At 41.0% G+C, this 21,037-nt stretch carries 24 protein-coding genes and 1 pseudogene; 18 read left to right on the forward strand and 7 right to left on the reverse strand.

The genetic code is table 11. The features are described 5' to 3' along the window. Positions 1-41: 41 nt before the first annotated feature. From QE422_RS15310 to QE422_RS15395, 18 genes are all read left to right on the forward strand, one after another. Complete coding sequence (locus tag QE422_RS15310; protein WP_307460207.1) at positions 42-671, forward strand: hypothetical protein; 630 nt, start codon at positions 42-44, stop codon at positions 669-671. Between the two features lie 280 nt (positions 672-951). Then, positions 952-2,376 (forward strand): anthranilate synthase component I family protein, encoded by a 1,425-nt coding sequence (locus tag QE422_RS15315; protein ID WP_307460210.1) that lies wholly within the window; start codon positions 952-954, stop codon positions 2,374-2,376. A 53-nt stretch (positions 2,377-2,429) separates the two neighbouring features. Further along, the gene (locus QE422_RS15320; RefSeq protein ID WP_307460213.1) at positions 2,430-2,750 is read left to right on the forward strand and encodes a four helix bundle protein; all 321 of its coding nucleotides are present in this window, start codon (positions 2,430-2,432) and stop codon (positions 2,748-2,750) included. Between the two features lie 33 nt (positions 2,751-2,783). Next, positions 2,784-3,437, forward strand: a complete 654-nt coding sequence (locus QE422_RS15325; protein ID WP_307460216.1) for an aminodeoxychorismate/anthranilate synthase component II — start codon at positions 2,784-2,786, stop codon at positions 3,435-3,437. A gap of 9 nt (positions 3,438-3,446) precedes the next feature. Beyond that, on the forward strand, positions 3,447-4,436 hold the full coding sequence (trpD, locus tag QE422_RS15330; RefSeq protein WP_307460219.1) for an anthranilate phosphoribosyltransferase: 990 nt from the start codon (positions 3,447-3,449) through the stop codon (positions 4,434-4,436). 10 nt (positions 4,437-4,446) lie between these two features. After that, positions 4,447-5,226, forward strand: coding sequence for an indole-3-glycerol phosphate synthase TrpC (trpC, locus tag QE422_RS15335; protein WP_307460220.1), 780 nt, complete (start codon positions 4,447-4,449; stop codon positions 5,224-5,226). A gap of 18 nt (positions 5,227-5,244) precedes the next feature. Continuing rightward, a complete protein-coding gene (locus QE422_RS15340) occupies positions 5,245-5,952 on the forward strand; it encodes a phosphoribosylanthranilate isomerase (RefSeq protein ID WP_307460221.1) in 708 nt (235 codons plus the stop codon). A 95-nt stretch (positions 5,953-6,047) separates the two neighbouring features. Beyond that, on the forward strand, positions 6,048-7,253 hold the full coding sequence (trpB, locus tag QE422_RS15345; RefSeq protein WP_307460223.1) for a tryptophan synthase subunit beta: 1,206 nt from the start codon (positions 6,048-6,050) through the stop codon (positions 7,251-7,253). Positions 7,254-7,295: 42 nt separating this feature from the next. Further along, complete coding sequence (gene trpA / locus QE422_RS15350) at positions 7,296-8,075, forward strand: tryptophan synthase subunit alpha (RefSeq protein ID WP_307460225.1); 780 nt, start codon at positions 7,296-7,298, stop codon at positions 8,073-8,075. A 32-nt stretch (positions 8,076-8,107) separates the two neighbouring features. Then, complete coding sequence (gene lipB, locus QE422_RS15355; protein WP_307462385.1) at positions 8,108-8,836, forward strand: lipoyl(octanoyl) transferase LipB; 729 nt, start codon at positions 8,108-8,110, stop codon at positions 8,834-8,836. A 44-nt stretch (positions 8,837-8,880) separates the two neighbouring features. Further along, positions 8,881-9,324, forward strand: coding sequence for a hypothetical protein (locus QE422_RS15360; RefSeq protein WP_307460227.1), 444 nt, complete (start codon positions 8,881-8,883; stop codon positions 9,322-9,324). A gap of 275 nt (positions 9,325-9,599) precedes the next feature. Further along, positions 9,600-10,556, forward strand: a complete 957-nt coding sequence (locus tag QE422_RS15365; protein ID WP_307460230.1) for a protein-glutamine glutaminase — start codon at positions 9,600-9,602, stop codon at positions 10,554-10,556. Between the two features lie 544 nt (positions 10,557-11,100). Further along, positions 11,101-11,733 carry an NAD(P)H-dependent oxidoreductase gene (locus tag QE422_RS15370; protein ID WP_307460233.1) on the forward strand — a complete coding sequence of 211 codons (633 nt, stop codon included), beginning with the start codon at positions 11,101-11,103 and terminating at the stop codon, positions 11,731-11,733. Between the two features lie 24 nt (positions 11,734-11,757). Next, complete coding sequence (locus tag QE422_RS15375; protein ID WP_307460235.1) at positions 11,758-12,195, forward strand: MarR family winged helix-turn-helix transcriptional regulator; 438 nt, start codon at positions 11,758-11,760, stop codon at positions 12,193-12,195. Further along, positions 12,192-12,614 (forward strand): organic hydroperoxide resistance protein, encoded by a 423-nt coding sequence (locus tag QE422_RS15380; protein ID WP_307460237.1) that lies wholly within the window; start codon positions 12,192-12,194, stop codon positions 12,612-12,614. Before QE422_RS15375 ends, QE422_RS15380 begins: the two co-directional genes overlap by 4 nt. A 131-nt stretch (positions 12,615-12,745) precedes the next feature. Continuing rightward, a complete protein-coding gene (locus tag QE422_RS15385; protein WP_307460241.1) occupies positions 12,746-13,864 on the forward strand; it encodes a lactonase family protein in 1,119 nt (372 codons plus the stop codon). A gap of 34 nt (positions 13,865-13,898) precedes the next feature. Beyond that, positions 13,899-14,048, forward strand: coding sequence for a hypothetical protein (locus QE422_RS15390; protein ID WP_307460242.1), 150 nt, complete (start codon positions 13,899-13,901; stop codon positions 14,046-14,048). Further along, entirely contained in the window at positions 14,033-14,350 is a 318-nt protein-coding gene (locus QE422_RS15395) for an HNH endonuclease (RefSeq protein ID WP_307460244.1), read from the forward strand. The genes QE422_RS15390 and QE422_RS15395 overlap by 16 nt, the downstream gene beginning before the upstream one ends. Positions 14,351-14,558: 208 nt before the next feature. Here the strand turns inward: QE422_RS15395 and QE422_RS15400 are convergent, their stop codons facing one another. The 7 genes and pseudogenes from QE422_RS15400 to QE422_RS15430 all read right to left on the reverse strand — a co-directional run bounded on the left by QE422_RS15400 (position 14,559) and on the right by QE422_RS15430 (position 21,013). Continuing rightward, entirely contained in the window at positions 14,559-15,179 is a 621-nt protein-coding gene (locus QE422_RS15400; protein ID WP_307460245.1) for a peptide deformylase, read from the reverse strand. Positions 15,180-15,463: 284 nt separating this feature from the next. Then, positions 15,464-16,336: a ChaN family lipoprotein gene (locus tag QE422_RS15405; protein ID WP_307460248.1), complete on the reverse strand. Its 873-nt coding sequence runs from the start codon at positions 16,334-16,336 to the stop codon at positions 15,464-15,466. Between the two features lie 320 nt (positions 16,337-16,656). Further along, positions 16,657-17,685 (reverse strand): hemin-degrading factor, encoded by a 1,029-nt coding sequence (locus tag QE422_RS15410; protein ID WP_307460251.1) that lies wholly within the window; start codon positions 17,683-17,685, stop codon positions 16,657-16,659. 4 nt (positions 17,686-17,689) lie between these two features. After that, complete coding sequence (locus tag QE422_RS15415) at positions 17,690-18,340, reverse strand: class I SAM-dependent methyltransferase (RefSeq protein WP_307460253.1); 651 nt, start codon at positions 18,338-18,340, stop codon at positions 17,690-17,692. Then, positions 18,340-19,110 (reverse strand): heme ABC transporter ATP-binding protein, encoded by a 771-nt coding sequence (locus tag QE422_RS15420; protein ID WP_307460255.1) that lies wholly within the window; start codon positions 19,108-19,110, stop codon positions 18,340-18,342. Before QE422_RS15420 ends, QE422_RS15415 begins: the two co-directional genes overlap by 1 nt. Continuing rightward, complete coding sequence (locus QE422_RS15425) at positions 19,107-20,150, reverse strand: iron ABC transporter permease (protein ID WP_307460257.1); 1,044 nt, start codon at positions 20,148-20,150, stop codon at positions 19,107-19,109. The genes QE422_RS15420 and QE422_RS15425 overlap by 4 nt, the downstream gene beginning before the upstream one ends. After that, positions 20,134-21,013: pseudogene (locus QE422_RS15430) on the reverse strand (hemin ABC transporter substrate-binding protein). Before QE422_RS15430 ends, QE422_RS15425 begins: the two are co-directional and overlap by 17 nt. Between the last annotated feature and the right edge of the window lie 24 nt (positions 21,014-21,037).

The raw sequence follows: 21,037 nt of genomic DNA on the forward strand, positions 1-21,037 counted from the left end.
TCTAAATGATTATATTTAGGATGGTTTTTAAATATCAAAGCATGGTTTTCCTTTCAAAAATTCTCTTTTTCACAAGCCACCACGGTTTTCTTACGGTGATTGCTTTGTTCTTATTTTTCGGACTATTATCGGCTCTTACCAAAAAATGGGTACTGCTGATCATTGCTTTCGTTTTATCCATTGGAAATGTAATCGGAGGACAGTTCCTGAACGCCTGGTTTCTGAATACGTACGGTACTGAAAGCACAGCCGTTATCACTTCCGATGTCGAGACCAGCTCTACCCTCAATGAACAGCGCATTCATGATTATGAAGCTATTGTGAAGAAAACCGACGGAAGTTATATTACAACGTTCTTTTCGACCACAACGGCAGCGATTTATCCTATCGAAAATGCCATCCGGATCCCACAGAAAGAAAAAAGTTTTCCGGTAAAATTTATTCCCGGTTACGAAAAAAACATCGTTATTCTCTACAATCAGTCTGATGAAGGAAGAATGCTGTTAAAATACCAGAAACGTGCACCCGTTGATAAAGCAAGAATACAGTATGAAGCAGATCCGGAAAACCAGGAATTTATCCGTGAATACCGTTCAGCCCTACAAAACTACCTGAATGAATATGATGACCCTGAATATTCGGCAAAGCTCAGACAATTGGAAAGCAAATAATTTTCAGATTAAAAATCGAAAAGGAACAGGATTTGTTATATGCTACACGATTTATTTTTACCATTTTGTTTTTCATATCAAAAAAATATATACATTTGTACCATGTTTAGTAACAGCAATAATATTTGGTGGTGGCTTTCAAACTCTTCGTCGGGTCTGAGGCTGTTGTCGTGCTGTTAATTCATCTTAACGCATAAATAATAAAACAATATACAAAAGAGACTTTGACGGATACCGTTGAAGTCTTTTTTATTTAACCCTATTTAAAAATAAACTGCAGATGTTCAGTAAAAAAATAAAAGTAAAAACCGTTTCAAGAAAAACGCTGGGTGATCTCCGGACACCGATGAATATTTATCTTCAGGTCCGTGACAAATTCAGGGATACCATCCTGCTGGAAAGCTCGGATTCCAAAAATATCGACAATAATTTTTCCTTTATCGCCATCAATGCCATTGCCGGAATCGAGATCAAAACCATGACGGAATTTGAGGTAAAACTTCCCGGCCAGGAACCGGTAAAACAATCCATCGGAGGGCAAAAAATCACGGAAATCCTACAGGACTTCGCCCATGTATTCGAATGTGAAAACACCAACGATCCCATTGAAAAGACTGCACAGAGCCTCTTCGGATATACCAGTTTTGAAGCAGTACAGTTTTTTGAAAACCTGACCTTTAAGCCACAAAGCCCGGAAGTGGAAATCCCGATCCTCCGGTACCGCCTGTATCAGTATGTGATTGCCATCAACCACTACAATGATGAAATGCACATCATTGAAAACCAGATCGCAGGGATCAAGCCGGAACTCTATGTGCTGGAAAGTCTTATTAAAAATCAGAATTCCGTGGTCTATCCTTTCGAGAAAGACGGCGAAGAAACTTCAAACATCACCGATGAAGAATATATTGACCTGGCGAAAACCGCGCAGAAGCACTGCATGAGAGGTGATGTCTTCCAACTGGTATTAAGCAGAAGGTTTGAGCAGAAATTTAAAGGAGACGAATTCAACGTTTACCGCACATTGAGAAATATCAATCCCTCTCCTTACCTGTTTTTCTTTGATTACGGAAATTACAGGCTCTTCGGATCCAGCCCTGAAAGCCAGCTGATCATCAGAAACAACAAAGCGGTCATCCATCCTATCGCCGGTACCTTTAAAAGGACCGGACATCTCGAAACCGACCTGCAATCTATTGAAGCTTTAAAAAATGACGAAAAGGAAAATGCCGAACACACGATGCTGGTCGATCTTGCCAGAAACGATCTGGGTAAACTCGGGAAAAACGTTACGGTAACCAAACTGAAGGAAATCCAGCTTTTTTCCCATGTTATCCATATGGTAAGCGAGGTAACGGCAGATGTACAGGAAAAAACAAATCCTTTTGAAATGGTGGCAGCCACCTTTCCTCAGGGTACCTTAAGCGGAGCGCCGAAGCATAAAGCCCTCCAGTTAATCGACAGATATGAAAAAGATTCCCGGGGCTATTACGGCGGCTGTATCGGAATGATCGGGTTAGATGGCGAATGCAACCAGGCCATTATGATCCGTACTTTCTTAAGCAAAAACAATACGCTGTACTACCAGGCCGGAGCCGGACTCGTCGCCAAATCCAACCCGGAAAGCGAGCTCCAGGAAGTAAACAATAAGCTGAATGCTTTGAAAAAGGCAGTGGAAAAAGCAGAGAAGCTTGTTGATAGTTGATAGAGGTTAGTTATTCGTTAAAAATATTTATTAAAAATTATAAAACACAAATTATGGAGTACACAAATTTAGATGTATGGGTTGAATCAAGAAAACTTACTAACAGTATATATGATTCAACTAAAAATTATCCGAAAGAAGAAATATTCGGTTTAACCAATCAGATCAGAAGAGCAGCTGTATCTGTTCCTTCAAATATAGCAGAAGGATGCGGAAGAAATACAGCGAAAGCAACAATCAAATTTCTGTTTATTGTCAGAGGTTCGTTGTATGAGTTGGAGACCCAACTGTATTTATCTTATGATCAAAAATATATAAATGAAAAGCAATTTACAGAACTCTTACATCAGACAATTCTCTGCAAAAATTATTGAACGGATTTATTAATTATTACAGAAAAAAATAAAATGAAACATACAGAACCATCAACAATCAACAATCAACAATCAACCATAACCCATCAACCATCAACCGCCACCCATCAACCATCGTCCAAAGTCCTGGTATTCGATAATTACGACAGTTTTACTTACAACCTCGTCCAGATTATTGAAAGGATTCTTGATGCCAGGGTGGATGTCGTGAAAAATGATCAAATTGCTTTAGCTGAGATTGATCAATATGACAAGATCGTGCTTTCTCCCGGCCCGGGAATTCCTGAAGAAGCGGGCATTCTGCTGGAAGTGATTAAAGAATATGCGCCTACCAAAAGCATTCTGGGCGTTTGTCTTGGTCAGCAGGCCATTGCAGAGGCTTTCGGCGGAAGCCTGATCAATCTTACGGAAATTTATCATGGCGTTTCCACACCTGCCGATTTTGTAAAGAATGATACGAAAATTTTTAAAGATCTTGCCAGCGGAATTGAAGTCGGACGATACCATAGCTGGGTGGTGAACCGTGAAGATTTACCTGAGGAACTGGAAATTACGGCCATCGATAAAGACGGCATGATCATGGCTTTGCAGCATAAAACCTATGATGTACATGGGGTTCAGTTCCATCCGGAAAGTATCCTGACCCCGGAAGGAGAAACAATTATTAAAAATTTTCTGTTATCTTAAAAAACACGTATGAAAGAAATCCTTCAATACCTTTTCAATCATCATACCTTATCCAAATCGCAGGCAAAGGCCATCATGATTGAAATTGCACAGAATAAATTCAATGCCACGGAAGTCACGGCTTTCGTAACCGTTTTCCTGATGCGGAATATTACCCTGCAAGAACTGGAAGGTTTCCGCGAAGCCCTCTTGCAGATGGCCGTTCCGGTGGACATTAATGCAGAAGATGCCATCGATATCGTAGGAACCGGCGGCGACGGAAAAAACACCATTAATATTTCCACCCTGGCGAGTTTTGTGGTGGCCGGAGCCGGACAGAAAATAACGAAACACGGAAACTACGGGGCTTCCACCATTACCGGATCATCCAATGTGCTGGAAGCATTGGGGTATGAATTTAAAAACAATTCGGAACAACTTCAGGAAGAGCTCGACAAGGCCAACATCTGCTTTTTGCACGCTCCTTATTTTCATCCGGCACTACAATCCGTCGGAGCGCTTAGAAAATCATTGGGACTGCGAACTTTTTTCAATCTCCTGGGCCCGCTGGTAAATCCTGCGAAGCCACAATTTTCAGTGATCGGTGTTTACAATCTCGAGATTGCACGGATTTACCAGTATCTTCTGCAAAAAGACCGTCGTAATTTTACACTGGTTCACGGAATGGATGGATATGATGAAATCAGCCTTACAGGTGACAGCAAGATCATCAGTAAAAAAGGCGAAGCCGTGTATACAACAGAAGATTTAGGTTTTCCGGCGGTGACACCCGAAAGCATCCAAGCTGCCGATACGCCGAAGGAAACGGCAAAGATTTTTAGGAATATTCTTGAAGGAAAAGGAACAGAAGAACAAAATTCGGTGGTGCTGGCCAATGCAGCCGTTGCCTTATATCATACCGGTAAATTCGGGAATTACGCAAACTGCCTTACAATGGCAAAAGAAAGTCTTCACGGCGGAAAAGCTTTGCAAAGCCTGAAATTGTTATTAAATGAATAAATGACCGCTCATGAATATTTTAGATAAAATTATCAGCAGGAAAAAAGAAGAACTGGCCTTCTCGAAATCAGAAGTTCCCATTCAGCAGCTGAAAGATTCGGAATTTTTTGGGAGAAAAGGTCTTTCATTAAAAGAAACATTGAAAAGCAAAAGCGGGATTATTGCTGAATTTAAAAGACAGTCGCCGTCCAAAGGCATAATCAATGACAAGGTTTCACCGCTGGAAGTGATTGCTGCATACGAAAACTTTGGAGCCAGCGCAGTTTCCGTTCTGACGGACCTGGATTTTTTTGGCGGCCGTTTTGATGACATCCTGAGCATCAGAAATCATATTCATATTCCGGTTTTAAGAAAAGATTTCATGGTGGATGAATACCAGTTTTATGAAGCCAAATCCATCGGAGCGGATGTCATCTTACTGATTGCAGCCTGCCTGTCTCCTCAGCAGGTTCAGGAATTCACGGCACTTGCTCATGAACTGGACCTGGAAGTATTGCTCGAAATCCATTCGGAGGAAGAATTACAACACCTTAATCCCCATATCGATTTTGCGGGCATCAACAACAGGAATTTAAAGGATTTCAAAGTAGACCTGCAACATTCCGTTGATCTGAAAAACATGCTTCCCGAAGAAATTCTATCCGTTGCCGAAAGCGGTATTTATAGCGAAGAAGATTTTAAATATTTAAAAGAAAAAGGATTTGACGGGTTTTTGATGGGTGAATATTTTATGAAAGACGAAAACCCGGGAAATAAATTCTCTGAATTTGTTTCCCATGTAACAATATAACAATTGATTGATATAACAATGATAAAAAGCCAGCAGCCATTTGCCGGAAGCCATCAGCCGAAGCTTAAAGTCTGCGGATTGACTAAGATCGAACAGATTCAGGAACTGATTTTGCTGGACAACGATTTTCTTGGTTTTATCTTTTACGAAAAGTCGCCGAGGTATGTGCTGAATCATCTGACATTGCAAGAAATTTCGATGATCGGTCATCAAGGGAAAGTCGGGGTTTTTGTAAACGAAACCCTGGAAAAAATAGCAGAAACAGCAGAGCAGGGAAACCTGAATTTTATTCAGCTGCATGGTGATGAGGATGAATATTTTATTGCTGAACTGAGAAAAGCAATCCATCCTAAAACCGGAATTATCAAAGCCATCCGGGTAGGAGATCAGAGCCGGGACGAATTACAGGAAACCATCGACAGTATCCTGCCTAAGGTCAACTATCTGCTATTTGATACCGATTCCAAAGCATTCGGCGGAACCGGGAAAACATTTGACTGGAATCTATTGAACAAAATAGAAATCCCCCTTCCCTATTTTTTAAGCGGTGGAATTTCAGATGAAAATTTTGATAACATAAAGACATTGCATCAGCAACCTTTTGCTTTGGATATCAATTCAAAATTTGAAATTGAACCGGGCATTAAGGATCTGGAAAAAATAAAAAAATTAAAAAAAGAAATAGAAAAAAGTCCCAAAGGGACGGCTTACAACAGAATCGGATAGAATCCGATTATCCAATCATAGAAGAGACACAAAATATGTCCCTCTGGGACTCATGAGACCCTAGATTGCTTAAAATTAAATAAAAATAGACAAAAATGAATTATAAAAACCCGGATGAAAACGGATATTACGGTGAATTTGGCGGGGCGTTCATCCCTGAAATGCTGTATCCGAATGTAGAAGAATTGCAGAAAAGCTATATTGATATTATTGAGTCGGAAGATTTTCAGCAGGAATACCAGGAGCTTTTAAAAAATTATGTCGGCCGTGCGACACCTTTGTATTTCGCAAGAAACTTAAGCCAAAAGTACAACACCAATATTTACCTGAAGCGGGAAGACCTCAACCATACGGGAGCCCATAAGATCAACAATGCGTTGGGACAGGTTTTATTGGCCAAACGGCTTGGGAAAAACAGGATTATTGCAGAAACAGGAGCCGGCCAGCACGGCGTAGCCACCGCCACGGCCTGCGCATTGTTGGGACTGGAATGCATCGTTTATATGGGAGAAGTTGATATTCAGCGGCAGGCGCCGAATGTAGCGCGGATGAAGATGCTGGGTGCAAAAGTAGTTCCCGCCACTTCCGGTTCGAAGACTTTGAAAGATGCGGTGAATGAAGCATTACGCGACTGGATCAACCATCCGGTAACGACACATTACGTTATTGGAAGTGTGGTCGGGCCACACCCCTTTCCGGATCTGGTAGCGCGGTTCCAAAGTATTATTTCAAAAGAAATTAAGGAGCAGCTGCTGGAGCAGGCCGGCCGGGAAAATCCGGATTACGTCATTGCCTGTGTCGGTGGCGGAAGCAATGCGGCAGGAACTTTTTACCATTTTGTCAATGAAAAAGACGTAAAAATCATCGCTGCTGAAGCCGGAGGTTTTGGCGTAAATTCCGGAAAGTCTGCCGCAACGACTTTTCTTGGAACATTGGGCGTCTTGCACGGAAGCAAAAGCCTGGTCATGCAGACGGAGGACGGACAGGTGATCGAACCGCATTCGATTTCCGCAGGCCTGGATTATCCCGGAATCGGGCCATTCCATGCCAATCTGTTCAGAGAGCAACGTGCCGAATTTTTCAGCGTGAATGATGATGAAGCCTTACAGTCGGCTTTTGAACTGACAAAATTGGAAGGTATTATTCCTGCACTGGAAAGTGCCCATGCCCTATCCGTTTTAGATAAAAAAGAATTTGACGAAAACGATATCGTGGTGATCTGCCTAAGCGGCCGCGGGGATAAAGACATGGAAACGTATTTGAAAAAGCTGGATGAAGAAAGCGAGAAGATGGAAGCCTAATGCACAGTAAAAATAAATCAATTTAAAATTTAACCTAACTTTATGAACCATAATAACATCCAGCATCCAGCTTCCGGCTCCCAGCCTCAAAAAAAATTAAACCTCTACTTCACCGCAGGAATTCCCGAATTGGAAAACACGGCTGAAATCATACAATTAATCCAGGATTCGGGAGCCGATATGATGGAAATCGGGATGCCGTATTCCGATCCGGTGGCAGACGGGCCGGTTATCCAGCAGGCACATGAACGGGCACTACAAAACGGAATGACCATTGAAAAACTGTTTACCCAATTGAAATCCGTTAAAGATGAAATCAAAATCCCTGTGATTCTGATGGGGTACGTCAATCCCGTTTTAAGTTTCGGCTTTGAAAATTTCTGCCGGGAATGTTTGGAAAGCGGGGTTTCCGGATTGATTATCCCTGATTTGCCGCCGATCGAATTTGAAAAAAACTACCGCAAAATTTTAGAACAGTACCAACTGAATTTCACTTTTCTGGTAACTCCGGAAACTTCGGATGAAAGGATCTTATACCTCGATTCTTTAAGCTCGGGATTCTTGTATGCCGTAAGTTCTTCCTCAACGACAGGAAACGAAAATACCGTACTGAAAAACGAAGACTATCTTTCAAGACTGGCATCGCTTCCACTAAAAAATCCGGTGATGATCGGCTTCGGCATCAAATCCAGGGAAGATTTTGAAAATGTCACCGAAAAAGCGGACGGCGGGATTATCGGAACCGCGTTTGTGAACATCCTTTTACAGCAAACAGACTGGAAGAAGCAAGCCCCTGATTTCATCCGTTCCATTAACGGGTAAAATTCACTAAATTTGTGGATTCAAACAAGGATATGAATACCATTCAGAATAAAACCGTCGTCTTTGAAGATTTAGGAACCCGCGAATACCAGCCGGCCTGGGATTATCAGGAGTCCCTGATGAAAAACATCATCGATCTTAAAATAAAGAACCGTGATCTTCCCGCCGAACAACATATCGCAACACCCAACCATTTCCTATTGGTGGAACATCCGCATGTTTATACGCTGGGAAAAAGCGGACATGAAGAAAATATGCTTGCCGGAATCGACAAATTAAAGGAAATCGATGCCACCTTTGTGAAAGTCAATCGTGGCGGTGACATTACCTACCATGGTTACGGGCAGATCGTAGGTTATCCGATCCTGGACCTGGAAAATTTCTTTACCGACATCCACAAATATATGCGGAACCTGGAAGAAGTCATCATCCGCACCATTGCCGAATACGGACTGAAAGGAGAACGTTCTCCCGGGGAAACCGGCGTATGGTTGGATGTTGGAAAACCCTATGCCCGCAAGATCTGTGCAATGGGGGTAAAAGCTTCTCGCTGGGTAACCCTGCATGGTTTTGCCTTAAATGTGAATACCGATATGCGGTATTTCGAATACATCATTCCGTGCGGGATCAAAGACAAACAGGTTACTTCGCTGAAAAGAGAACTGGAAAGAGAACTGACCCCTGAAGAAATGGAAGACATCAAAGCAAAGATCAGAAAACATTTTGAGGAGGTTTTTGAGGCGGAACTCATTTACAAATAGATGTGAATACTGTTGAAATTAAAAATAAAACCAATTGGTTTTTAATGATCATTTTAGGATTTGGAATGTTAATCACTGGTTCTATTATATTTTTAATTCTTCCCCTTTCTATTTCCCATGAAAATTCATTTTGGATATCACTATTCAATTACTTTTGTAGTGTAGGTCCGTTTTTGACTTTTTTTCTGCTTTTTCTACATCTATGGCTTTGGAATACCATTGGAAGAACAGTTTTGAAATATGATGACGAGAAAATTATTGTCATTAAAAAATTTAATTTATTGGTAGCAACGAAAACATATTACAGAACAGAGATAATAATTGATATCAAAGATTTTAAATTAGAAAAGACGAGGTATTTTACCCGCTATCATCTCTTTTCAAAATCAACATTTTCGTTAGTGTTTATTCAAAACAACTTAATTTTAAGAATTATTAATTGGCAATCTTATGAAAAGTCCAAAGAAATAGTAGACTTAATAAAGTAGTTTAATCTAAGAATTTCACTGTATGATTATAGTTAAATTTTATAGTTACACTTATTAAATTTTTAATAAAAAAAGAGACACCTTCAAAAATAATAAGTATCTAAATTGATATAAGTTATCTTTTAAAGAGGTATAAATTCTGGTGGAAATATAAACGTTTTGCAACTTTTAAATAAAAATCTTTTTCATATTCATTTTTTTATTACATTTAATATCACATAATAGTGAACTATTAAATCATGTTCACGGCAATAGTAACCAAACAAAATAAAACTATGAAAAAACTTCTGTTATCCATGATGGCATTTGTAACCATTGCGTCTTTCAATGCCTGTGCAGATTCAAATGCCAATCAGGATCCTACGCTCACAGCAAAGGAATTCAGTGAAAATGTTCAAAACTTCGGAAGAACCGTTCCGGTAACGATGGAAAAAGAGAACGGCAAATACCGGGTGAACTTTATCATTACCGCCCAGAATTTTGAAATTCAGGACAGCAAAGAAAACGCAGCATACATCTCTATGATCAGAGAGGCTGTAGAAAATGAAACGCCGATCCATGTTTTCCTGAAAACCAATACCAACGAAATTGTAAAAGTAGACGAACCAACGGAAGAAGATATCCGTTATTTTAAATCTCTGCTTACCAAAGAAACACGTTCGGAAACCCAGAAGGCCGTAAGCGTAATTCCGAACCAATCTACGCTCAACAGCCTTTTCGCCCAGATCAAAAGCCAGTCCTGCGGGACGTCCACTGCGTCTTCGCCTTGTATAACCTTCAGATACGCCGTGGACGGATGTTATGCCAGGGCTCACAAAATGAGACAGATTCTGCTCAATGCAGGATATGACTGCGAAAAACAATTCGTTTATGGAAACCTGAAAGCTTCTACCGGCAGCTGCTGCGTAGCCTGGGGGTATCATGTGGCGATATTGGTCAGTTTTAAAAATGCTTCAGGAACGGTAGAGAAAAGAATTATCGACCCTTCCCTATTCACCAGCGGACCGGTAACGGATACAGCCTGGAGAAATGCATGTGTGAATACCAGCTGCGGATCTGCATCGGCTTCGTCTTACGCCAACACTGCAGGAAATGTATATTACAGAAGCCCGTCCGGATCTTTATTGTATGACAACAATTATGTAAATACCAATTGTGTTTTGACCACTTTCGCATCTCTTTCAGGGTGCTCGCCCAGCCCTGCACCGAGTGTGTCAAACTGTGGATTCTAACCAAATATACTGGAACTCCTGTATTTACGGGAGTTTTAATTTTCCATTACAATGAAAATCCTGATGACTATACTTTGCCTGATGATACTGACCATTCGCTGTTCCGATAATTCCGGTTTTCACGATTTAACATGGTATGATCATTCTTCTGTTACAAACATCACTGAAGATCCGGATCGTCCTGAAGAATTCGTCAGGGTATCCATCGGAATAAGTGCACAGGTTTTTATATTTCAAAAAAATCCATGGATTATAAAAATCTGATCGAAAAGGCTACGGACAGCTTTAAGAAAAACAAACCTTATCATATTGGTATTGAAAATAAGACCAATATCATCAGGAAAATCAGAGAAGTTAAATAGGTAATTAAAAATTCAGTCTTTTATATTACATCCAGCCTTACATGATTGTGATGGCTGGATTTTAATGTTAAATCATAGACAGAATTAATAATTCATTTAGACAAATTTAACAAAATTAAATTGCACACAATTTAATTTGGCAATATCTTTGCAGTACAGAATTCGAACAAATAATTAACAAAATGTCATTAATAGAAGATTTAAACTGGAGACATGCCGTAAAAGCTTATGATCCGGCAAAAAAAGTATCACAGGAAGATGTATATAAAATTTTAGAATCAGCGAGGCTGGCTCCTACTTCATCGGGACTGCAGCCGTTCCGTGTTATCGTAGTGGAAAATCAGGAACTGAAAGAAGAAATGGTAAAAGGTGCTTTGAATCCGGAAGTGATGAGGGACTGTTCCCACGTACTGGTATTTGCCGCCTGGGACAGTTATTCGGATGAGAAAATCGATAAAGTATATGATCATCATACCGATGTAAGGGATTTACCGAGAGGCCGTTTTTCCAGTTATACTGATAAAATCAAAGAAATCTACGGGGCCCAGACGCCAGAAGAACATTTTGCCCACACTGCCAGACAAACCTATATTGCATTAGGATTGGCCATGGCACAGGCAGCAGAACTGAAAATCGACAGTACTCCGGCCGAAGGCTTCAGCAACGAGGTGGTGGATGACATCTTAAAATTAAGAGATCTGGGATTAAAAAGTGTGAGCCTTCTTTATCTGGGTTACCGTGATGAAAAAAATGACTGGCTGTCGCACATGAAAAAAGTAAGAATTCCGATGGAGGAATTTGTTATCACAAAATAATCAGATCATTTCATTTTCAAAAATATGGAACAACAAGAACCTTTAAAACTGGAAAATCAGCTCTGCTTTCCGCTTTATGTGATTGCCAAGGAAATTACGGGAATTTACCGCCCTTTTCTCGACGAGCTTGATATAACATACCCGCAGTATCTCGTCATGATGGTGCTCTGGGAAAATGACGGGCTTCCTGTAAACCATATCGGAGAAAAGCTGTATCTGGACAGCGGCACCTTAACGCCGCTTCTGAAAAGGCTGGAAACGAAAGGATTCATCCGCAGGGAACGGAAAAAAAAGGACGAGCGGGTTGTTGAAGTCTACATCACGGAATCCGGCAAGGCCTTACAGCAAAAAGCCTGTGAAATTCCCGAAAAAATTTTTAAAAAAGTAAACGCTTCATCCGAAGACTGGATGGCGCTAAAAGAAAATGTACTAAAAATATTAAGCAAATTAGAAAATAAATGAAAACGTTGTATACCACAAAAGCAACTGCCACAGGAGGCAGAAATGGAAAAGTAAAAAGTGAAAACGGGGTCCTGGACCTTGAAGTAAAAATGCCGAAAGCTTTAGGAGGCGCGAACGATGAATTCACCAATCCTGAAATGTTGTTTGCCGCTGGATATGCTGCCTGTTTTGACAGTGCATTGAACAGGGTGATCTCTTTATCAAAAACAAAAACGGGAGAGACCACCGTAACTGCAGAAGTAAGCATCGGCCAGCTGGATAACGGCGCTTTTGGACTGGCAGTTCAGCTGGATGTTAATATTCCGGAAGTTTCTCAGGAAGAAGCCCAATCCCTGACGGAAAAGGCCCACGAAATCTGCCCCTACTCCAATGCGACCCGAAACAATATCGAAGTGAAACTTTCGGTAACGAATAACTAAAGTAAACTGTATATAGTATTGAATCTGCTTCTTCCGAAGCAGATTTTTTTATTTTTAATTTTGAGATTGTTATTGCAGCTAATTTAGCTTTAGATAGATTTCGTAATTTTGATACATCATAAATTATATTCTTGAAAAACATTCTCTTCTTACTTTTTGCATTATCATTTCCTGAAATTCATGCCCAGCACACCTATGCCTTCTTTGGCTCCTTTAACCGGGATAAAGATACGGAAGGGCTTTACGTGTATGAACTGGATACCCTCAGCGGGAAACTTTCAAAAATTACTTCATTCACAGGGATTTTAAATCCATCATTCCTGACCGTTTCGCCCAACGGAAAATACGTTTTTGCCTGTACGGAGAGCAAGACTAAAAATAGCGGAAGTGTCAGCAATTTTGAATTTAATCCTGAAAAAAAATCGCTTACTTTTATCAGCAAACAGAAAAGCGGCGGCGAAAATCCCGTTTATCTCACCATTCATCAAAACGGAAAATGGCTGGTGAACGGAAATTATACGGAAGGCAGCGTTTCGGTATATCCTGTTTCTGAGAACGGACAGATCCAGCCGTATGTCCAGAATTTCCAGTTTTCGGAAGGAAGTGTAAACCCAGACAGGCAACAGCAGGCGCACATTCACGCTACCGTTTTTTCAAATGATTTTAAATATATGTTTCTTCCGGACCTGGGAGCAGACAAAATCCGGGCTTACCGGTTTGAAAGTGAAAATAGCCAGCCGTTACAGCCGGCAGACATTCCTTTTACCCCCACTGTTCCGGGGAGCGGACCGAGGCATCTCACCTTTCATCCCAACGGAAAATTTGCCTATTGCATTGAAGAGATGGGCGGAGCGGTAAGTGTCTACTCCTATGAAAACGGAAAATTAAACAACCTTCAGAGAATTCATACCCATTCCGAAAAATACAAAGATGATTCTGAAAGTTCGGATATCCACATTTCACCCGATGGCAGATTCCTGTATGCTTCCAACCGCGGAAACGAAAACAACATTGCTATTTTTTCCATTCTGGATGACGGCACTTTAAAAACCCTCGGTTACCAATCCACCAAAGGAAAACACCCAAGGGTTTTCAATCTGGACCCAGACGGTAAATTTTTAATGGCTACTAACGCCGGAACCGGTACTGTTATTGTGTTCAGAAGAAACCCGGAAACGGGACTGCTTAAGAAAGTAGGCAGAAAGATTAAAATTAAAAGCGTTTCGTGTGTGGAGATTAGGAGATATTGATTAAATATTATAATTTAGATTAAATCTTTTAACCATGGAAACTACCGAAAACCTTTACGTCCAATATCATAATGCAGATAAACTTGGATACTTTCCAACAGAAAATACTAATTTTGATTCATTAGTTTCAGATCTTACACTTGATGACACTGAAAAAAAAGAAGAACCTTGGATCTACTATTAAAAGAGTATGTTGATTATAAATGTCAGTTCCCTGGTTGTAATTCTCAAATTCCGGATAAGAAGCGTGGCGTGAATTATGTTGAAGTCGCCCACATAAAAGCTGTTTCAGAAGGCGGAAAAAGCACCATTGGAAATTTAATCGTATTATGTCCTAATCACCATAAAGAATTTGATTTGGGAGAACGAAATATTTTTGAAATAAATAGCGACCAAATTTCAGGAAAACTGAACAACAAAAACTTTCAAATCAATTTATTCAATAATTACAGTTATAAGATAATTGATTCATCAACAGAAATATAATTAACGTGAATTCGATAGTATTCAATTCGTTTTAAGAATACTAAATAAAATAGGAATGATGAGAATTTTATAAAGTTTTCAGCCTAATGAAAAAAGTCATTTTAATATACAAGACTCTTGGAAAGTATCATGACTTAAGATACTTCCATCATCCAGCATCCTTCTTCCAGCCTTTAATCCGGTTTCTACCTCAGTTCATATTAATTTATCACAGCATCACCTTCTTAAAAGCATCCACCTTCTGATAGTGATCATTGGATTCCTTTTTCTTTTTATCAATAATCAGAATTCCGGATAAATGATCGATTTCATGCTGGAAAATCACGGCCGTGAATCCCTCAACAATTTCAGAATATTGCTCTCCTTTCAGATCGACGTATTCCAATTGAATCACCTGGCTGCGGTAAAACTGATCCCTGAATTCGGGAATGGAAAGGTCTCCTTCCGGACCGAGGTTCTGAATTTCCGATTTCCAGGTAATCACCGGATTGATAAAATATTCCAATGGTTCTCCCGGCTTATCAAAACGCTGTACCCAGATCACTTTTCGGTTAATCCCGACTTGCGGCGCTGCAATGCCTACTCCACCGTCCGTGGACAGTAAGGATTTCTTCATTCTCTTTACCAGAACTGCCGTATTCTTATCCAGCGGATCAATTTCCGAAGAAAGGCTCAGCAATGTTTTATGCTGATGCTCATCGGTAGTCTGATAGATGGGCAAAGCCGTTTCGGGATCCCCCTGATTGATCAGGGAAACCTCATCAGCGGTAAGTTTCTGGGCATGGATGAAACCAACAAAGAAGATCAATAAAAAAGAAAGTTTTTTCATAGCGGCAGAATATTGAACAAAGATAAATGATGTTTTTAATATTTTAACCATAGATTTTCGCAGGCCTACACTGATTATAATGTAGCTTCGGCTCCGCTCAGCCACCGGAATCTTAGAATTTAGAACTTCATCTGTCATTCCGCAGGAATCTCAACATCGTATTAGAGAATAGCTAATAAATTCGTTTCTGAATTAAAAGACAAGTTTCCGGCTTAAAACCGACTCTATGTATTCTAACTTTCACTCAGCTCTTTTCACTTTTTCTGGCTTTTTCCCTTGGCTCTTTAATACGTTTTCGTCATATCCGCCGGGATCAGCAGGTTAAAATCCGTTGGGATATAATCTTTTTCAGGAACTTTAAGCTCAAGATCTTCGGATTCGAATACGGAGATCACTGTCATCTTCAGGTTCGGATTTTTCTGTTTGAGGTACCAGTAGATACCGCCGAATTCCTTGCTGTGGTAATTGCCGTTGTAATGGATGAACGTCTTTCCGGGCTGAAGGTTTTTCAGGATCGATTCTGCCATGGTGGCATCTTTAATGGCCTGGGCGGAAATAAAATTCATCACTTTCATTTCTTCCGCGTGGTCGCCCATCATTTTTTTCATTTCGGGATAGCCGGGTGTTTCCAGAGTTACCCTGATCGGCAGCTGGGCGATATAAGCTTTATCTTTTGATGGCAGACTCTTCAAAGATTCCAGCCCTTCTTTTGAAACCTGGGAAGCGTATCTTCTGGGAACATTAGTAGCGATGAACGGTAATTTTTTATCTTTCGCAAAATCAACTAGCGGTTGGTAGTCGGTGGAAAAATTATTCCACAATCTTGCGGAATCCTTTAAGGTTTTGGCATCAAACATTCCGCTCAGATATTTGTTTAATTGGGGCTGATTGTCTCTTTCAAACATTTCCGCCCCTAAGATCAGCTGGCCGTTTTTCTTTTGGTACAAAGCTTCCGTTACTTTCAGCTGCAGCCAGTGGTTGATGGAATTGTTATGGTTTTCACCAAAGAATACGACATCATAGCCGGCCAGTTCATCCACCAGTTTTTCCGTTTTCACTTCCTTTCCTTTTCTGTCATAAAACTGATAGGATTTGAAATCCTGTGCATGAATTGAATAGAAAGCAACCAACAATATAGAGATAAAGATATTTTTCATAATGAATAATTTGTTAACGCAAATGACACGAATAAGAATCACAAAGATCACCATATAATTGTAAAGATAACTTCTGAACTTTAAACCTGTTTACATTTAACTTAATCTATATTTACAATTATCAGGCAAATACATCTGTGCAATGTGCCAGATCTGTGTGAGTATAAAAGACAATTAAGCAGGCAACAAGGCTCAGACATAATTTTAGACATGCATTAGCTATGTAATTTGTGAAACTATCTGTGACATTTGTGTTTAAACTGAAGAAAAAGCCGCCCTGCAAAAAAAACAGAACGGCTTTAAAAAATGAATCTGACTATTTATTTTTCCAGCTCTGCCACAAGGTCTTTCCATTCCTGCAGCTCAGGGATTCCCGGCTTTCTTTTCCCAAAGAACTGAACGATGAAATCTCCTTCTTTATTGAAGACTTCAATCGCCGTTACTTCACCGTCTTCCGTTGGTTTTTTTACGATCCAGGCTTCTGCGATTTTGGTTACATCCAGATGCAGGTTGAAATCCGGATCCATCACGTTGAACCACTGCTGGTGCCATAGGGTTTTCTTTACATTTCCGGTATGGATCTGGATAATTCCCCTGTTTCCTACGAAAATCATGATCGGAAGTTCTTTTTCCGATGCATCTTCCAGTACATTTACTACTTTGGAACTTTCAATTTTTTTGGTAAATCCTTCCGGAGCCAGTCTCAGAGCCTGTGTTCTGCTTACCCCGAATTTCCGGGTCATCATGAAGAAATCGTGGGTATCTTTCAATGATTTCCATGCATGCTGAAAACCTTCCACATCAATTTCGGCATCCGGCTTCTCTTCCGCTTTCGGGGCTACCGCTTCAAATTCAAAAGCTGAATGCTGCTCATCAGCTTTAAATTTTTCCACTACTACATCAAAAGCCGCTTCATTACTGTCTTTGGTCAGATAAATCTTATGTAAAGCCAAACCGTCTTTTCCAAAAAACTGTAAGCTCTTTCTATCCCCTTCTGCTACAGCAAAAGCAAATTTCCAATGGTTCAGGAAAATTCTTAAATCAATATCTTCACCCACAAAAAGCTGGGCATGCGGGCTGCTGAAATCGCCGTTCAAATAAGTTCCTTTTCTTTCGTGAACGCATTCTTCGTTACGGGTAAGTGCCATTACTTTTCCCAACTGCTTAACTTCCGTTAAAATATTCTGAAACTCCGGTTTCAGCACCGTTACGCCTTCTCCGACGCTGGTTGCCAGCAATTCTGCTTCGCTTACGCCCAGTTCTGCCGCTGCATTTCTTATTCTTACGTGCGGATTTTCCGCTTTAAGAGCTTCCCATTTTTCTTTCAGATCGTTTACTAATGTGCTCATTATTTTATTTTTTTATGGTTAAAATCGTGTAATTTCTTGTTATGGTTTCGTCTCCTGTTTTGCTTTTTACTTCTTCTCCCCTTTCGGAAACCGTCATTCTGCTGAAATAGCTTCCGGAAACGGTTTCCTCCATTTCATCGGTGTTATACAGGGTAAAATCGAATTGGGTAAACGGCAGTTTTTCCATGAAATCCTTTTGTGCAAATGTTAAGATGAAAATACCTGTCTTTTTTAGAACTCTATAAACTTCATTTAAATAGTCTACCGGCTGCTTCCAGAAATAAACCGTGTTCACGGTAAATATTTTATCAAATGTATTATCTTCAAAAGGCAGCTTTTCTCCGTCATACAATACAAAATCCGCCTGGTCCCTGAAGGCTTCGTTTAATCTTTTGGCTTCGTTGTGCATGGTCGCGGAAATATCAATTCCCGTATATTTTATATTTTGAGCCCTGTTTAAAATACTCTTCACATGGCCTGCATTTCCGTGGCCGATCTCAAGAATATGTTCGCTGTCTTCGATCAGAAGTGCTTTAATGCTTTCCAGCGTCATCCCGATGTTGGTAGCATTCATCATCTCGCCGATCTCAATCCCTTTTTCGCCTTCGGGATTGGCAAGATTCTGGGCTAATATTTTTAGTTTTTCCTGGTCCATTATCCGAAAATGATCATAGGGTTATGGGTTACCGGGTGTTCGCAGATGGTACACGGAAAATTGTAGGCACTGCTGATGTTTTCAGCAGTAAAAACTTCTTCCGGTGTTCCGTAGGCAGCTACTCTTCCCGATTTCATTAATAATATTTTATCAGCGTACTGCGCTGCAAGATTCAGATCGTGAAGGACGACGACCGCAGAATTGGCTTTCCTCGTAAACTTTTTAATGGTTTCCAAGGCTTTGTACTGATGTTTAACATCCAGGTTGTTCAGCGGCTCGTCTAGAAACAGCAGCTTATGGGCAATTTCATTCTGCAGCTGGGCCATCACTCTGGAAAGGTGCACCCGCTGCTTTTCTCCACCGGACAGCGTATTGTATTCCCTGTCCTTTAAATGGAATACATCGGTTTCATACATCATGTTGTTCATGGCTTCGTGATCTTCCCGTTTCGGCTGGGCATCAAAATACGGATACCGTCCCATCATCACCACGTCTTTCACTTCCAGCGGAATATCGTTGCTGTTGTGCTGGGAAAATTTAGCCTTGTGTTTCGACAGTTCCGGTACCGCCCAGTCAGTGATCGGTTTGTCTTTAAAGAAAACCTGCTGCCTGGATTTTACTTCATTGGCCAGCACACTGAGCAGGCTGGACTTTCCGGCTCCGTTCGGACCGACGATCGCCAGGAATTCACCATATTCCAGATGAACATCTACCGCATCCAGAATATGGAATTCTTTATGTTTGTAACTGATCTGATGCGCCCTGATCATGACAGTGATTTTTTAAATTTAACTAAAATCGCGATAAAAATCGGACCTCCCATGAGAGCGGTCAGAATCCCTATCGGCAGTTCCGAAGGTTCGACAATACTTCTGCTGAACGTATCGGCAGTGAGCAAGAGAATGCTTCCGAAAATAGCCGATAACGGCAAAATGAAAGCATAATCGGATTTAAAGAGAAGCCTCAAAATATAAGGTACGATAAGGCCCACAAAACCGATCGTTCCTGAAAAGGCAACACAGCTTCCGATCATCAGCGCGGTAATGAGGATGATCTGTTTCTTCAGCCGCTCTACATTAATTCCCAGATGCTCCGCATCTTTTTCACCCAGCATCATGGCATTTAACGCTTTGCCTTTTGGCAGCAGAATAAAGTAAGAGATCATTAAAACAACCACCAGGATACTGTTCTTGGTCCAGGTGGCGGCGGCAAGGCTTCCTAAATTCCAGAACGTGAGATCCCTCAGCTGGTCATCTTTTGAAATGTAGATCAGGAAACCGGTGATGGAAAAGCCGATGGCGGTAATGGCTACCCCGCTCAGCAGCATCATGACGACATTGGTTTTTCCCCCGCTTGTCGAAATCCTGTAGACCAGCAGCATGGATAAGAAAGAACCAATGAAAGCAGCGATCCCCACCAGTGAAAACTGTACCGCTTCAGGAAGATACTGCTTGAAGTGCCCTCCTAAAACGATGGTAACAGCGGCAAGTAATGTTGCTCCCGAGGTAAGCCCTATCAGATCCCCTGTGGCCAGCGGATTTTTAAACAATCCCTGTAAACTTGTCCCCGAAACGGCCAGCATGCTTCCGATGAGAATGGCCATCACAATTCTGGCCGCCCTTACTTCCCAGACCACATACTGATCGCTTAAAGACAGCCCCGGATCTCCTTTCATCATTTTACCCAGCACTTCAAAGGCCGACTTTCCTCCGAAATCGTAAACTCCAGTATTTAAAGACCATACTGCTATTATGGCTAGCAGTATGGCACTTATACTAACGTAAACGTATAATTTACTTCGTGTTCTCAATTAACAGCTTGTTTAATCCTACAGCAGCTTCCCCCAACCTCGGTCCGAAGCCTGAAACCAGACCTCCGTCCATCGCAATGATCTTTTTGTTTTTCCCGGCATTGGTCTGGGCAACGCCCGGCATTTTTAAAGCCCCTTCGTTTCCTCCGGCACCCTGCAATCCGCTGGTAAAGAAGAAGAGCACATCAGGATTGGCTTTTACCACCGCTTCAGGAGTTAACGGTTTGAAGTCTTCGAAATCATTAACTGCATTTTCGCCGCCTGCAATTTCAATGAGAGAAGCCATCGGTGTATTTTTTCCGGAAACCATCAGCATATTCCCTCTGGCATAGATGAACAGGACTTTTGGCTTTTTAGCAATCGGCTGGATTTGTTTCAGGTCGGCATCAATTTTATCATTCAGTTTCTGGTAATCGTCGCTTCCGATGGTTTTTGCCACGTCCGCGATGAGTTTTTTGGTTCCGTCTACGGTAAATTCCTGCTTGAAAATCTCTGTTTTAATTCCGGAAGACTTTATTTTCCCCATCAGTGCCGGGTTGATGTCTTTATCCGAAGCTAAAATCAGGGTCGGGGAAACAGCCATAATCGGCTCAATGGTCATTGACCGTACATGTCCCAAATCAACAGCCGTAGCTTTAAGCGATTCCGGATACGTGCTGGTAACATCGGTTCCTACGATTTCTTTTTCATGGCCTAAAGCAGCTACGATTTCCGTGATTCCACCATTCAAAAGTAACAATTTTGTTGTTGGATTTCGGGGCCTCCGAGCTTACTTCCGTGGCATTTCCTGTTTTGGTGCTTTCCTCTTTTTTACAAGAGTACACGGCAACCAGTACAGAAGCGGCAAGAATGAATTTTTTCATAATCTACTTATTATTTGATTTATA

This window comes from Chryseobacterium sp. SORGH_AS_0447, assembly GCF_030818695.1.
In the GTDB taxonomy this organism is placed as follows: domain Bacteria; phylum Bacteroidota; class Bacteroidia; order Flavobacteriales; family Weeksellaceae; genus Chryseobacterium.

Excerpts from the sequence above, each read along its gene's own strand:
- QE422_RS15390 (WP_307460242.1), top strand. The coding sequence starts at position 13,899 with ATGGAAACTACCGAAAACCTTTACGTCCAATATCATAATGCAGATAAA.
- trpD (WP_307460219.1), top strand. The coding sequence starts at position 3,447 with ATGAAAGAAATCCTTCAATACCTTTTCAATCATCATACCTTATCCAAA.
- lipB (WP_307462385.1), top strand. The coding sequence starts at position 8,108 with ATGAATACCATTCAGAATAAAACCGTCGTCTTTGAAGATTTAGGAACC.
- QE422_RS15340 (WP_307460221.1), top strand. The coding sequence starts at position 5,245 with ATGATAAAAAGCCAGCAGCCATTTGCCGGAAGCCATCAGCCGAAGCTT.
- trpC (WP_307460220.1), top strand. The coding sequence starts at position 4,447 with ATGAATATTTTAGATAAAATTATCAGCAGGAAAAAAGAAGAACTGGCC.
- QE422_RS15370 (WP_307460233.1), top strand. The coding sequence starts at position 11,101 with ATGTCATTAATAGAAGATTTAAACTGGAGACATGCCGTAAAAGCTTAT.
- QE422_RS15410 (WP_307460251.1), bottom strand. The coding sequence starts at position 17,685 with ATGAGCACATTAGTAAACGATCTGAAAGAAAAATGGGAAGCTCTTAAA.
- QE422_RS15400 (WP_307460245.1), bottom strand. The coding sequence starts at position 15,179 with ATGAAAAAACTTTCTTTTTTATTGATCTTCTTTGTTGGTTTCATCCAT.
- QE422_RS15380 (WP_307460237.1), top strand. The coding sequence starts at position 12,192 with ATGAAAACGTTGTATACCACAAAAGCAACTGCCACAGGAGGCAGAAAT.
- QE422_RS15365 (WP_307460230.1), top strand. The coding sequence starts at position 9,600 with ATGAAAAAACTTCTGTTATCCATGATGGCATTTGTAACCATTGCGTCT.
- QE422_RS15375 (WP_307460235.1), top strand. The coding sequence starts at position 11,758 with ATGGAACAACAAGAACCTTTAAAACTGGAAAATCAGCTCTGCTTTCCG.
- QE422_RS15315 (WP_307460210.1), top strand. The coding sequence starts at position 952 with ATGTTCAGTAAAAAAATAAAAGTAAAAACCGTTTCAAGAAAAACGCTG.
- trpB (WP_307460223.1), top strand. The coding sequence starts at position 6,048 with ATGAATTATAAAAACCCGGATGAAAACGGATATTACGGTGAATTTGGC.
- QE422_RS15310 (WP_307460207.1), top strand. The coding sequence starts at position 42 with ATGGTTTTCCTTTCAAAAATTCTCTTTTTCACAAGCCACCACGGTTTT.
- QE422_RS15360 (WP_307460227.1), top strand. The coding sequence starts at position 8,881 with ATGATCATTTTAGGATTTGGAATGTTAATCACTGGTTCTATTATATTT.
- QE422_RS15415 (WP_307460253.1), bottom strand. The coding sequence starts at position 18,340 with ATGGACCAGGAAAAACTAAAAATATTAGCCCAGAATCTTGCCAATCCC.
- QE422_RS15325 (WP_307460216.1), top strand. The coding sequence starts at position 2,784 with ATGAAACATACAGAACCATCAACAATCAACAATCAACAATCAACCATA.
- QE422_RS15320 (WP_307460213.1), top strand. The coding sequence starts at position 2,430 with ATGGAGTACACAAATTTAGATGTATGGGTTGAATCAAGAAAACTTACT.
- trpA (WP_307460225.1), top strand. The coding sequence starts at position 7,296 with ATGAACCATAATAACATCCAGCATCCAGCTTCCGGCTCCCAGCCTCAA.
- QE422_RS15405 (WP_307460248.1), bottom strand. The coding sequence starts at position 16,336 with ATGAAAAATATCTTTATCTCTATATTGTTGGTTGCTTTCTATTCAATT.
- QE422_RS15420 (WP_307460255.1), bottom strand. The coding sequence starts at position 19,110 with ATGATCAGGGCGCATCAGATCAGTTACAAACATAAAGAATTCCATATT.